Annotated in this window: 8 protein-coding genes; all 8 read right to left on the bottom strand. The window is 47.0% G+C overall.

Annotated elements, in window-relative coordinates; genetic code table 11:
• The gene (locus GKS34_RS00290; RefSeq protein WP_163382825.1) at window positions 1-1,776 is read right to left on the bottom strand and encodes an arylsulfatase; all 1,776 of its coding nucleotides are present in this window, start codon (window positions 1,774-1,776) and stop codon (window positions 1-3) included.
• A 12-nt stretch (window positions 1,777-1,788) separates the two neighbouring features.
• Window positions 1,789-3,471, bottom strand: coding sequence for an FAD-dependent oxidoreductase (locus tag GKS34_RS00285; protein ID WP_163382824.1), 1,683 nt, complete (start codon window positions 3,469-3,471; stop codon window positions 1,789-1,791).
• A gap of 39 nt (window positions 3,472-3,510) precedes the next feature.
• The gene (locus GKS34_RS00280; protein WP_163382823.1) at window positions 3,511-4,914 is read right to left on the bottom strand and encodes a Gfo/Idh/MocA family protein; all 1,404 of its coding nucleotides are present in this window, start codon (window positions 4,912-4,914) and stop codon (window positions 3,511-3,513) included.
• Window positions 4,915-4,994: 80 nt separating this feature from the next.
• Window positions 4,995-6,704 (bottom strand): FAD-dependent oxidoreductase, encoded by a 1,710-nt coding sequence (locus GKS34_RS00275; protein ID WP_163382822.1) that lies wholly within the window; start codon window positions 6,702-6,704, stop codon window positions 4,995-4,997.
• Window positions 6,705-6,742: 38 nt separating this feature from the next.
• Window positions 6,743-8,410 (bottom strand): FAD-dependent oxidoreductase, encoded by a 1,668-nt coding sequence (locus GKS34_RS00270; RefSeq protein ID WP_163383686.1) that lies wholly within the window; start codon window positions 8,408-8,410, stop codon window positions 6,743-6,745.
• 125 nt (window positions 8,411-8,535) lie between these two features.
• A complete protein-coding gene (locus GKS34_RS00265) occupies window positions 8,536-10,215 on the bottom strand; it encodes a RagB/SusD family nutrient uptake outer membrane protein (protein ID WP_163382821.1) in 1,680 nt (559 codons plus the stop codon).
• Between the two features lie 13 nt (window positions 10,216-10,228).
• Entirely contained in the window at window positions 10,229-13,552 is a 3,324-nt protein-coding gene (locus GKS34_RS00260; RefSeq protein WP_163382820.1) for a SusC/RagA family TonB-linked outer membrane protein, read from the bottom strand.
• 91 nt (window positions 13,553-13,643) lie between these two features.
• Window positions 13,644-14,639 carry a FecR family protein gene (locus GKS34_RS00255; RefSeq protein WP_163382819.1) on the bottom strand — a complete coding sequence of 332 codons (996 nt, stop codon included), beginning with the start codon at window positions 14,637-14,639 and terminating at the stop codon, window positions 13,644-13,646.
• Between the last annotated feature and the right edge of the window lie 135 nt (window positions 14,640-14,774).

Below are 14,774 nucleotides of genomic sequence, written 5' to 3'. Positions count from 1 at the left end.
TTAATGATTCAATTCTTTATTTGTGAATAGAAGCTTCTGCACTTCCATCACTTGGTCTCCAGGAATGTTCAGTGCTTTCAGACTGATTCGCTGTAATCCTTTTGCCAATACGATGCTGCCCACTGGCATGGATTTGAAATCCTTCACATAGGATTCCATGCGTTCGATGCGGTCATTTTCCATGCCCTTCAGGGGAGGATTGTGTGCCTTCTTTACGCGGGCATCTACATGATTTTCTCCAACTTGCAGCCGGATTTCGGCACCCAGATCCTCTTCCGGACAGGTGTAATATAACTCTACCAGGTATTCTCCCCCTTCCAATACCTCCACATCCCAGGTAATGCTATCTTTCAAACTAACCCAGTTGGTAAAAAAGGAGTCGTTGGGAAAACGATTGGAACGCTTCACTTTTCCATGCGCAAGTCCATCCCTTGCGGGCAATTGGGTAAGAGGTGCTTCCGGGGCTCCCAGGGTAAATGGACGGCTTTCCGGGTCCTTTGCCAATGCTGCTTCCATTTCTGCTTCCCAGTTAGTCACAGCTAATCTAAGATCCTGGATTATTTCCGGGTGCTGATCCTGAACCGGATCCTGCTGTGAAGGATCCGAGTCCATGTCGTACAGGTTTCCGTCTTTGTCGAGTCGGTATTTTTGAGTTCGCAGGCTGGTGCTTCCATTCCAGTGACTGAAAATCATTCGGTCCTTCCAGGAAGGATTTTCTTCCAGGATAAGAGGCTTCAGACTTATACCATCCAGCGGCTTTTTCCCGGCATAATCCAGCCCTGCCATATCCAGAAGCGTAGGGAAAAGATCAATGGCTCCGGCAATTTCAGGAACTGTTTTGCCGGCCGGAACCCGGCCCTCCCATTGTAAAAAGAAAGGGCTTCGTACCCCTCCCTCATCAGTGGATCCTTTTCTACCTTTCATGCCTCCGTTCCAGCGAAAGCTGTTGGGACCATTATCACTTAAAAACACGACAATGGTGTTTTCAGTCAGTCCTAGCTCCTCCAGCTTACCCATTAACCTTCCTACATTCCAATCGATGTTTTCACACATGGCCAATGCGGCCCGGGTGAAGTCTGGATCTTCTCCGGACACCAGGCTGTCTAAGGTCTTGTTTTCAAACTTCTCCCACCAAATGTCCGGAACCTGCATGGGGGAATGGGGTGTATTAAACGGCAAATAAACCAGGAAGGGGCCGTCCTTTTGAACTTCAATAAAATCCATGGCTTTTTCGGTCAAATCATCTGGAAGATACCCCTCTCCCTTGACCAGATGGCCATTTTGCTCCAAATCCGGGCTGAAATAATTTCCCCAATGTCCCGAGCAAAAACCGTAAAAGGTATCAAAACCCCTGGAATTGGGATGGTAGGGATGCTGCATGCCACTATGCCATTTACCAAAAGCTCCGGTTGAATAACCCGCTTGCTGGAAAAGCGCTGCAAAGGTGGTTTCGTCCAGATCAAGCCTTTCTTCTCCTGCAGAGGTCCCCTTCACCCCTCCCCTCAGGTGGTACCTGCCCGTAAGCATTTCCGCCCGGGTAGGCGAGCAAACCGGAGATACAAAAAATCGATCAAAACTCACCCCCTGAATTGCCAGCGCATCTATATTCGGTGTGAAAAGGTTGGGGTTCCCCGAATGGCTTAAATCGCCCCAGCCTTGATCATCCGTCAGAATCAGCACCACATTCGGAGACCGCTGCTGGCTTTGCGTCTCACAACCCAGCATGAATAGGATTCCCAATAAGAAAATAGAAAGGTGCCTTCTGAGCAGGATCATACGCTATTCGGATTATTGTATCCTATCCTCAAGGGTCAATACCTGACCATCGGCAAGCAATTGGGTTCTTAGCTCCCCATAAGGCAAGTCCTGAACGGGAATATCCTGCTCCATGGCCATCACGGCAGCGGTGGCTGCGGATTGACCCAAAATCATAAAAACAGGCTCCATGCGTATGGATCCAAACGCAATGTGACTAGCGGAAACCGCTACCGGAACCACCAGGTTTTGAATTTCTTCTTTTTTGGGAACCAGAGATCCATAAGCTATTTCGTATGGTTGGGGTAAAGGAACGCCTATGTCGCCTTCATTGTGAACGTGCCCGTTTTCATCCACGTATCGTTGGATATTGTGGGAATCAATGGTATAGGAACCCATACCTACCGATTCAGGAGTAGGCCTTTTCTGTAGCAGTTCGTTTTCGGTCATCACATACTTACCTATCATGCGACGGGCTTCCCTGACATAAATTTGGTGAGGCCAGTTGCCGTTGTCAGTAAATTCGTCCTTGGCCAGGCCCCATTTTTGGAATTCCTCCTGCGTTTCTTTTGGTACTCTGGGATCGTTTGCCACAAAATAGAGAAGGCCTTTTTGGTAATCCTCGTGTTCCTGGATAATTTCCTTTCTTCGCTCGTAACTAGCTTCCGGGTAATCGTAATTCATTCCTATATTATCAGAGCTGAAAGGGCCATGGTTATTTGTATCGGTTTTTCGATTCGGGATCATGTCAAATTTTCCGAACCATTCCCTCCAGCCGGCATCAAATATCCGGACCAGTAATTCATATTGGGTCGAATCATAGTTTGCAGGCCTGGGAAAAGGTACCCGGTTATCCGGATGATTCGACATGCAGGTACGGAAGCAATAGGCCTGAACTTTGTTATCACCCTCACCCTTGACCCCCGGATCTTCTGCACTAATCCGCGGCAACAGGCCGGAAGAAGGGTCTCCCTTAGTCCAATACGGATCTATGGGTTGATCCAACACCTTGAAATGATGCCTGTGATGGTAAACACCGGTTTGTACCCCGTTCCATTCTTCGCCGTATACACTGTTTGCCTCACGCCCTACGTGGTAACTAACACCTGCAGCTGCCATCAGATCTCCCTCGTAAGTAGCATCGATAAACATCTTCCCTTTGAATTCCTTACCACTTAACGTGCGGATAGCCGTTATTTTACCTTCCTCAACGGTAACCCCATTTTCTCTGTCCAGCCACTCGTCCCGCAATACTTCGATTCCAAGCTCTTCTACCCATTCGTCGTAAACCTCTTCCGCCACATGGGGTTCAAATATCCACATGGTTCGAAACTCCCCGTCTATTGCCGGTGTACCTTGACCTTGGTTACCAAAATCGTCTCTATCCTCCCATTTCCAGGCATCCTCCTCCTGGTATTTGTTGTAGACTCGTTGGTAAAACTCCCTGGACAAGCCACCGATGACTTCTTTTTTACCCGTATCGGTCCAGCCCAGCCCCCCCGCAGTCAGGCCTCCCAGATGCCTATCCGGGGAAACCACGATCACGGATTTCCCCATTTTTTTAGCCTGGATGGCCGCAGTAATCGCTCCGGATGTACCTCCGTATACGATTACATCCGTAATTTCTTCCTGCTCCTCGGCCGGGCCGCAGGCTATAAAAACGAATAGCAGGGAAAGTGCCAGCAGGGCGCTTTTAATTGTGTGTAAATGTATCATACTTCTATAAAATTTAAAGAGCTTGTAATGTTTCAATTACTATACATTCGAGTGTAATTCCATTTTATCGGGATCCCAGCCCATTATTTTCTTTTCAAAATAACTGATATTTCCAGCTTCAGTGGGCCCCGAGGCCCGAAGGCCGAATACTGCATCTTCTACGACTGCTTTGCCCGTACGAATTGAGTCGAAGAAGTTGACAAAGTGTTCGTAGCGATCTCCTTTGTAATCTGCAGGAACTTTGAATTCAAATACCGAAGGGCCAACCAGCGAAGCCTTTGATGGGTATTTTTTGTAATGATCGGCCTTAATTGCTTGTTGCATGGCTTCGGGAAAACTATTGAGAGACATTCCCGGATCATCGGGAAAAGGCGTTTTTCGCAGGGTTAGACCGGAAAACCCGATGGAAATATCCCCCTCAGACCCGACGATCCGAAAGAGAAAATTATCCCCTCCTCCACTGACCAGATTGGTTCGTAATGCCAGATTGAAGGCAGGATGTTCTGGAGACTCTGGGTAATCAAATAAACCCAAATGAAGGTCAGGAACGTCCCTGCCGTCTTTCCAATACCGAAGACCGCCGGTAGCCAGCACTCGGTTCGGCCCTTTGGACCCGGTAACAAAGTGTAGCATGGACAGCATGTGAACGTACAGGTCTCCGGCTACACCTGTACCATAATCCCGGTAATTTCTCCATCGGAAAAATCGAAGCGGATCCCAAGGTCGATCCGGGGCCTGCCCCAGATAGGTGTCCCAGTCTACCGTTTCAGGAGAGGCATCCAGCGGAAGGGTGTATTGCCAGGCTCCTCTCGCACTATGCCTGTCAATTTGTGCCTCTGCAAAATTGATTTCTCCGATTTCGCCTGCTTCAATCAATTCCTTTGCCTTGGCATGAATAATGGAACTTACGTATTGGCTTCCCACCTGAAAAACCTTGCCGGTCCTTTTTTGCATGGCGATGATGGCATGACCGTCTTCAGATTTTTGTACCATGGGTTTTTCACAATAGACGTGCTTGCCTTTTTCCATGGCATCCAGACATATTTTCTGGTGCCAATGGTCAGTTGTGGCATTGATCACGGCGTCCACATCAGATCGTTCCAGGATTTCGCGGTAATCCTTGGTGGTAAAAAGGTCCTTTCCCCACAATTCCTTTGCTCTAACCAGCCTTCCATCGTAAAGATCACAGGCAGCTACTACTTCTACGCCATCTACCATGAGGGCGGTATTCACATCCCCTATGCCCATGCCACCGGTGCCAATAACAGCAATACGTATGTTGTCATTGGCAGTCGCCTTTTTTCCTTTTTGGGTGGAGTGTAGGTATTGCACAGAAGCCGGCCTGCGCATGCCGGCAGCCATGGCTGTAGGTACACCTGCCGCAAGGGCAGCAGAAGTACTGAGGTTTTTAAGAAATGCTCTTCTAGACTTTTTAGGCTTCATCTGTTTATTATTTTTTCAGGATAAAAAGGACGCATTTTGGGCTGAATCGTCTTTTAATCGAAAACGATTTCCCAGCCGGGCTATTTGTGTTCCAAAATTTGCTGATCTTCTTTGAGTTTGGCTGCCAGTAATTCGTAATCCAAATCTTGCACGGCGACATTTTGGTCGATGGCCAGCGAGGCTGCTGTAGCAGCTGACTGGCCCAATACCATAAATACCGGCTCCATACGGATTGATCCGAAGGCCACGTGGGTAGCACTTACACATACCGGAACCAATAAATTCTCGGTTTCCCCTTTTTTGGGTACTATGGCACGATATGGAATGGGATAAGGTTCCGGCACATGGGCTTCAAAGTTTCCTTCATTCTGGACGTAGCCATTGTGGTCCACGTAGCGCTGAACCATATGAGAATCCATGCCATAAGCCGCCAAACCCACCACGTCTTCTACCGGCGGCTCCAGACCTTCACAGTCCCGTTGGGTGACCACGTAGTCGCTGCGCATCCTCCTCGCTTCGCGAATATAGAGTTGCGGTGTCCAGCCGTTTCTTTGTTCAAATTCATCCTTAGCCATGCCCCATTTGGAGACGACATCGCGGACTTTTTTGGGAATTCGTGGATGGTAAGCCAGCGTCCACATCAAGCCTTGCTGGTATTCCTGGTGCCTTCGGTCAAGTGCTTCGCGCTCCTCATAACTGGCTTCCGGATAGCTGAAGTTTTGTCCAATAAAGTCCGTAGAAAAACCTTTTTGATTGTTGGTGTCGGTTTTTCGGTTGGGCATGGGCGTATTGATCCAGGGTACCAGCGGATCTCCATAGTGGTACATTTCTTCCAATGGGCCAGTAGCTGCCTCGTAATTCCGAAACAATAATTCGTATTCCAGCTCCTTGTAGTTTTCTGGTTTTTTAAAAGGAATCCGGTTATCCGGATGATCAGTCAAGGTCATTCTATAGCAATATGCCTGGAGTTTATCATCTGCCGTTCCGTCAATTCCAGGTCCGCCCTCGATGATGAAGGGCAGCAAACCGCTGGACGGATCTCCTTCTTCCACGTAGGGATCTACACCTGGAATGAAGTTATGATGGATGGCATTGCGGGAAACATTGTTTTTCAGGGTTCTGTTGTAATAATTGGCCTGAACGCCATTCAGGGTTTCCCCAAATTCGCTATTGGCTTCTCTTCCTACCATGTAGCTTACCCCAGCTGCTGCCAGCAAATCTCCCTCATAAGTAGCATCCATAAACATTTTGCCCTGGTAGGTTTCCCCGCTTTCCATGGTAATGGCGGTAATTCGGTTGTTCCTTGATTCCACTCCATTGGCCCGGTCCAGGCGTTTTTCTGTAACCAGAGAAATGTTTTCGGCAGCCATCATCTGTTCGTAAACAGCTTTAGCAGCAGATGGCTCAAAAGTCCACATGGCGTCTTCCCCTTCTTTGGATCTCCCCTGATCCGGACGGGTAAAGTAATCTGATCGGTCCTGCCATTTCCAGTTGGCTGGATTATCATAGTACTCCTTGATACCCTGGTAAAACTCTCTAGAAATACCCCCTATGGCCTGCTTGTTGCCAATATCGGTAGCTCCCAGACCTCCTGTGGTCAGGCCGCCAACATGGCTGGAGGGTTCAATCAGAATCACCGATTTGCCCATACGCGAACTTTGGATGGCGGCGGCGACTCCTGCGGAAGTACCCCCGTAAATGACCAGGTCATAAGAAGAGGTTTGTCCCTGAGTAGGGTTCGCAAGCAAAGTGGTAAAAAGAAGTAGAAAGGCTGAAAACAAATGCTTCATAATGTTATAATTTTTAGTAATGCAACCAATTTAAGATGCTATTCCAGTCGTTGATTATAAGTTAGTAATTCTTTTTTCAATTTTTCATAGGATACCTCTTGCAGGCTGCTGTTTGCCTCCATGGCAAGGACCGCAGCAATAGTCGCTGACTGCCCCAAAACCATAAATACGGGCTCCATCCGAATAGACCCAAAGCCGATGTGTGTAGCACTCAAACAAACAGGTACTAATAGATTTTCTACTTCGCTTTCTTTGGGAATAATCGATTTGTAACTAATCGGATAAGGCCCCTGTACGGATGCCTGAACATTTCCCTCATTTTGAACGTATCCGTTGTGGTCTACGTAGCGTTGGATATTGTGCGAATCCATGCCGTACGCGGCAAGACCCACCACATCCTCTGCCACTTCCAGCCCCTCACAATGGTGCTGGGTCATCACATAATCGCTAACCATCCTTCTGGCTTCCCGGATATAGAGTTGATTTTGCCAGCCATCTTCCCTTTCAAACTCATCCTTACAGGTACCCCATAAGGAAACCACATTTCGAATTTTTTCTGGAATTCTGGGATGGTAGGCCAAACTCCACATCAGACCCTTTTGATAATTTCGATGTGCGGCTACAATTCGTTCTCTTTCTTCGTAGGAAGCTTCCGGATAATCGTGATTCTGACCTGTAAAATCTGTAGAAAAACCGTGGTTGTTATTGGTATCCGTCTTTCGGTTGGGCATGGCAGAATTGATCCAGGGAACCCTGGTTTCCCCGGCTTCATAATTGCGGAAAAGTAGTTCGTAATTGATTTCGTCGTACCCGGCGGGTTTTTCAAAAGGTATCCGGTTATCCGGATGGTCCGTCAAACACATGCGAAAGCCATAGGCCTGAACTTTTTTATCCCCTGTCCCGTCGATACCCGGACCGCCTTCGATAATGTAGGGTAGCAAACCACTGGAGGGATTCCCTTCTTCCACATAGGGGTCCACACCAGGGACAAAATTATGGTTGGCCGCATTTTTGGAAAGCGTTCCCTTCAGGGTAATGCTCCAGTGATTGGCCTGAACACCATTAACGGTTTCACCATATTCTGCGTTACTTTCTCTGCCGACCGTATAACTGACACCGGCGGTGGCCATCAGATCCCCCTCATAGGTGGCATCCATAAACATTTTACCTGAAAAGGTCTTGCCGCTTTCCATGGTGATGGTTTTAATTTTCTGGCCTGATTTGGACACACCCCGGGCGGACCTGTCCAGTCGCTCATTGTAAACAATGTCAATCTCTTCCGCATCAATCATCTGCTGATAAACCTGCAGGGCAGCAGAGGGTTCGAACGTCCACATGGCATCTTCTCCTTCCGCCGTGCGGGTTTGGCCTCCATCCTGGTACTCCTGCCTGGATTGCCATTTCCAATTGACGGGATTTTCGTAGTGCTTTCTGATGTTTTGGTAAAATTCCCTGGCAATCCCTCCTATGGCTTGTTTGTTGCCAATATCTGTCTGGCCAAGTCCTCCGGTAGTCAGGCCTCCCAATCGATGAGAGGGTTCGATCAGAACGACTGATTTATTCATTCTTGAGGCCTGAATGGCTGCTGCAACTCCTGCTGAAGTTCCGCCGTAAATGACCAAATCATAAGATTCGCTTTGGGCCATTGTTGGAGGGGCAAAACCCGTCATCAACAGGAAAAATAGAGATAAAATCAAATAGTGCATGTTAGTTTGGGTTTTTGAAAGGCTACTCTCTGGAATAGAAATAAGCTCTAAAGGAAGGGATTCCCACTCCAAAACTTTGGGGCAGGAATCCCTGAAATATTCCTTTTTCAGCATCATCTCCAGTATCAATACCCAGGGTTTTGGGTCAATGCTGTATTTGTTTCCAATTCTATTCTAGGTATTGGCCATAAGTAATCCCGATTGGGATTAAAATCACGGGTTTCTACGACTACCATTTCGTCCGCATTGCTGATGTGGTCATAGCTTGGCGTACCTATGGGATCAATCATAGGGGCTTCGTTTAACCAACCGCCTTCACCATATCGATTTACCCTGCCGCGGTAAGGTCCGGGAAGTACGTCTTCGGCAATGCCCCACCTGCGGATATCAAAATAACGAAATCCTTCGATGCCTAATTCGTGTCTTCGTTCCTTCCGGACCAGGTTTCTCATTTCCTGCTGGGTTTTACCGGGTTCGATAACCGGCATTTGCACGGATTCTCTTTGGCGGATCGCATTGATGGCGTCGTACACGCTTTCATCGATTTGATTTAGTTCAACCTTTGCTTCGGCATAGTTAAGCAACACTTCTCCAAGTCGAAAAATAGTCAGGTTCTGGTCCGTGGATCCAACATCGGTAGGATAGTTGGCCACATCCACATGTTTTCGGTACAGGTAACCAGTAAAGGAAGCATAAGCATGCTGGGCCTCAATGTTTGGAACCCGCACGCTATCCTCTCCCTGAAATTCCCAGGTCATGGTACTGTCGCTGTGTGTTTCATAGATCCAATTGACCAACCGGGAGCCAGGAACCACCAACGTATAATCCAGGCGGGGATCTCTGTTTTCGAACGGATTTTGCGGATCGTAAAGCGGTGATTCATCAATGGGAAGTCCATCAATGGCATCATAGGTATCCACCATATCCTGTGGTGGCTTTTTGTTGGAGTGTCCAAGCGCCATCCTGGACCAGAAATTTCTAGGCAAATTATGGGTTTGCACCCCGCGTAAATACTGAATTCGGGTAATCACTTCCGGAGAATTATCCCCAGCGAAGGTAAACATGCCTTCATAATCGGGGTCTATCGCATAGGTTTCGGAATCCATAAGTTCTTTGGCTGCTGCTGCTGCATCTTCCCACCTTTCGTTCCACAAGGCTACTCGAGACATCAGTGCCAAAACGGTACCCTGGGTAATTCTTCCTTTTTCGGTGGCATCCATGGGCAGGTATCCTTTTATCTCATTGAGTTCCGACATCACGAAATCGATTACTTCTGATTTTGGTGTCCTTGGGGTTTGGGATTCCTCCAGAGTCAGTGTAGTAGTTACTAAGGGAACATCGCCGTACAATTCAGCAAGGTAGGCATAGAAATAGGCCCGGATAAAGCGGGCTTCGCCCACCAATCGATCGTATTTTGCCGGATCCATTTCATCCCGCAAGTGACTTCCACGGGTAGTGATAAAATTGGTCCTGTTAATGGCCCGGTAGAAATGAGACCAGAAGCCATTTGTGAACCCATTGTCTGCATTTTGCTCTCCCCTACCCAATGCTTGCAAAGGACTGCCGTTTCGGTCCCAGCCATCGTCTGAGGCAAAGTCGAAGGACAAAAACCAGGCAATACCTGCCGGCCAATACCAAAGGCGGTTATACACCCCGTTTACGGCCATTTCCAATTCCGTTTCGTTTTCGAAATACGTCTCACTGGATGGAGAATCCAGTGGCATCCGTTCGAGGAATTCATCGTCACAAGAATAGGACATGAATAGAACGGGTATCAATAGAATATATTTAATCAAATTTTTCATTGGTTCCTGCTGTTTAGAAGTTAACATTCAAGCCCATGGTATACGTGGTCATCTGAGGGTACCAACCCCCATTGCTGACCGGTGCCTCCGGGTCATAGCCCTCGTAAAAATCCGTAATGGTAAACAAGTTTCTACCACTCAGGTACACCCGTACTCTTTGAATATTCAATGGGTCTAACACACTGGGCGGAAGAGAATACCCCAACTGCACATTCTGACCTCGCAGATAGGCTGCATTTCTCATCCAAAAGCTGGAATTTTGTTCGTTATTGGTTTGGTTCCATGCCAATCGCGGATAAGACCCATCAGTATTGGTCGGTGTCCACCGGTCTTTATGTTGTTCCTGAACAGTGCCTCCCAGATAAAAAGGCATGATCCCCTGCCCATAAATGTAGCCATCTGCTTTGCCTACTCCCTGCAGAAACAAAGAGAAGTCAAACCCTTTGTAATCGGCGTTAAACCGAAGACCAAAAGTATGCCTTGGAATCGGACTGCCAATCACAGCTAGATCACGGTCATTGATCATACCGTCTCCATCCACATCCCGGTACTTGATATCTCCCGGTGCAATATTTCCAAACTGATCGGCATGATTATTCACTTCTTCCTGACTTTGAAACAAACCTTCCGAGATGTAACCGAAAAAGGAACCTATGGGATGTCCCTCTCTATTTACTGTTAGTCCGGTATTTTCTATACCCCGCATGTCGATTATTTCGTTGCGGACGTCTGAATAATTAAGCATAACGCTGTAATTCAAATCGCCTACCTTGTTGCGGTAATTGACCATCAGTTCATATCCGTTGTTTTTTACCTCACCGGCATTTTGAAAAGGAGCGCTTAATCCGATGGTCTGCGGAATATTCAAGGCCAGCAATATATCTTTAGTTCTTCTCACGTAATAGTCAGCAGCAACGTCCAGTTTGCCCCAGAGGTTAAAATCCAAGCCGATATCGGTCGTTTCCGTGATCTCCCATTGTATGGAAGAATTGGCCATGCTATTCAAAGCGGCGCCCGGTGCATTGGCCCCGTCAAACACATAATCCTGGGCACCCCCACCGAGAGACATAAAAGCGGCAAAGGGATAAAGACCTATGTTTTGGTTACCCAATTGGCCCCAACTGGCTCTTAATTTTAACTGATCAATGATACCAGAATTTCCCTGCATGAAATTTTCTTCTGAAATTCGCCATCCGGCAGAGAATGAGGGAAAAACCCCCACCCGATTGCCTTCGGCAAAACGCGAGGAAGCATCTCTTCGCACATTACCCTCCAGCAAGTACCTTTCGTCGTAATTATAGGTAACCCTACCGAAAACAGATTGCAAAGCCCAATGCGAAGCGGCACCTCCGGTTTGTTCATTGGCGCGGTTACCTGCATTGATTTGCTGGTATTGTGGTAGGGGGAATACCTCCCTGTAAGCAGAAATCCATTTATTGGTCTGGTCCTCCTGCTGGTAACCTAATGTAATACCGAGTGTGTGTATGTCATTGAAGGTTTTGTCCATTCTAATGATTCCCCGAATATTGTTATACCATTCCCGGTCATACCTTTCCGATAGGGAATTCCGCTGCGGCACAAAATGGGTAGGCGTCACCCCATCCCTGGCATAGGTTTGGGTAATGTTTGCAAAGCTTTTGGTATGCGGATTCCAGAATTTGGGTGCATACATCAGCTCAGCGGATAGCCAATCGGTAATCTTATAATCCAAGCGGAAGTTAAGAATGGCATCCAGGCTTTCCTCCGTTCGTAAGCCACCATCTTTAGCCCGGGCCAGCGGATGATCCCCATTCCAACCTTCTCCGTAGCGCCCATTGGAAAGTACCCCTACTTCATTGGCTGGAATTCGACGCATCCAGTGGAAAACATATCCGGTACCGAAAGAAGGTTCTCGTTGATAGGCCCTGCGTAAAAACAAGTCCATCGATAAGGTCAATTTATCCGATACGTTGACATCCGAGTTTAGACGGAGGTTGAACCGGTTAAAATCGGTATTGGGAATAATTCCATCCTGATCCAGGTAACTGATGGATCCAAAAACCTTGGCCTTTTCACTTCCCGCATTGATGCTTACGTTGTGGTTTTGCATGAAGGCCGTATTCTTTAAAGTCAACGCTTGCCAGTCTGTATTCGGATACTGGTCTGACGGCATTCCTGCCCGGTAATCAGCGAGGAATTCTTCAGTATATTGCGGATCGTTACCCACGTTGGTAAAAGCCTCATTGGCCAATTCCATATGATCCAACGCTCCGACAATATCTGGCATTCGGGTAGGAACCTGAAAACCTGCATACATGTTGTAATTCACCTGCACGCCTTCTACTCCTCTTTTTGTGGTAATTAGTACCACCCCATTCGCTGCTCTTGCCCCGTATATGGCTGCCGAAGAAGCGTCTTTCAAAATGGAGATACTTTCAATCTCGTTGGGATCCACGTTATTCAGGCTGGTTTCGACTCCATCTACCATAATAAGGGGATTGGAATCGCCCAGGGTACCTACTCCCCGAATCCGGATTGCTCCTCCATCTGATCCCGGTTGCCCGCTCCGTTGCGTAATGGTCACTCCCGGCGCAATACCCTGCAATGCCATCGATGTCTGGCCTACGGGTTGGTTTACAATGTCCTCAGAGGTGACCGTACTCACCGCACCGGTCAGGTTTACTTTTTTCTGGGTTCCATAGCCTACCACCACGATTTCGTCAAGCGAGGACAAATCCTCCTCCATGGTGACATTTATTTCGTTTTGATTGCCCACTTCAATTCGCTGAGACTCATAGCCGATGAATGAAATCACCAGCACGGCATCATCGGGAATTTCCAAACTGAAGTTGCCATCAATATCCGTGGCGGTTCCGATGGTTGTGCCTTCTATTAATACGGTGGCCCCTGGAATTCCCTGCCCGTTCGTATCCACCACTTTCCCGGTGATGGGGCGTTCTTCAATTAATATTTCGATGGGCTCTATTTGGGATTGGTTTCCCCAGGCTACATAAATAGAATTATCTACCTGTTTGAATTTCAGGTTTGCGCCAAGGGCTATATCCAGGAGCAGCTCGTTTACTGTTTGCCGTTTACTTTTTAAATTAAGTTGTACGGAATTCGTCAAAATTTCTTCCGGAAATACGAACTGATAATCTGTCTTCTCTTCCACAGCCTGGAAGATTTCCGCGAGATCCCATTCCGACTTACTCAGTCGGATAAAGGACTCATCAATAGGCTTGATCTGCGCGTGAATCTCATGCGCCATCAATGTTGTCATAAACAAACATTGAAGCACCAACCCGTACAATAGGTTTTTCGATACCATTTTGATTAGGTACAGTAGTTTTCTTTTCATAATTTTAAAGGATTTTAATTAGTACAAATTAGGATCTGCAGGGTAAAGCATTTCATTTGGCGATGGGAGTTTTGCCCTGCTTTTTTTTAGTTCATAGGCTTTCTTTTTTAATGAATACCACTTTTCCATTTATTTCAAAATCAAATCCCATGGAAAACCCAAGGCCCGTCAATACATCAGTCAGGTTCTTGTTCCGAAAGGTGCCGATCACCCTGCGGGTCAGGTTTAACTGCGGATCTATTTTCATTTCCACACCATACCAGGAACTCAAGTCCTCTAAAAGAACCTTTAAGGGTTTCCGGTCAATTACCAGTTGTCCTTCTTTCCATCCTATGGTTTTGTCAAAATCAAATGGGTCTACTTTAACACTTTTGGGATACAACCTTTCATTCACAGTTGCCCTTTGACCGGGGATTAATTCCAATCTCTGATTGGCTGCATCAATAGCCACCCTTCCTTCGGTGAGTGCCACTGCATACTGATCCAATCGTGCATAGGCGTTGAATTCCGTACCCAGCGCCGTCGTGACCATCTCGTCTGTAATTAACCGAAATGGACGCAGGGAATCTTTGGCGATAATAAAATAAGCTTCTCCGGAAAGCCGTACAACTCGTTCGTACTGTCCAAAGCTGGATGAAAAGGATAGCGATGAATTCGAATTTAAGGTGATTTTCGTTCCGTCTGGCAATACCAGCGTCAGCTTTTCGCCATTTTGCGTCGCTTTGGTGATTGTTTTTTCAACCACTTCAGCTACCGGGTTTTGGTACTCCAGTCCTTTCTTTAGAAAATAGGCACATGCTATAAGCAGAAGCAGGGAAGCAGCTATTCGAAAAAATTTTATCCAGGGAATCATTCGTTTGACTTTTCCACTCCCTGATCCAGGCTGCACTTTCTTGTGGATCCGCTGTAAAAGGGATTCGTAATCCGTCATATCCGCATCGCTAGGACTGGAGTCCTTCCATATTTCCTTTAAATGCCGATCAAAAATTTCCCTGCCATCCTCCTGGTCAAACCATTTTAATACCTGCCTTTTTTCATCTGGGCTGGCTGTTCCATTCAAAAATCGGGTTAAATTTTCTTTTTTCACTGGGCTTATTGTGCTTTGCTATAGAAACCATCAGCCAGTCCATTTACTTAATAGAAAATAAAAAAACACTTAAAAAATTTTATGAAACTATCTTTTTGTAATATTATAAAATATTATTTTGTAATAAAACGGATC

Source organism: Cyclobacterium jeungdonense, assembly GCF_010994275.1.
In the GTDB taxonomy this organism is placed as follows: Bacteria; Bacteroidota; Bacteroidia; order Cytophagales; family Cyclobacteriaceae; genus Cyclobacterium; species Cyclobacterium jeungdonense.
This window is presented reverse-complemented; position numbering and strand designations above follow the sequence as displayed.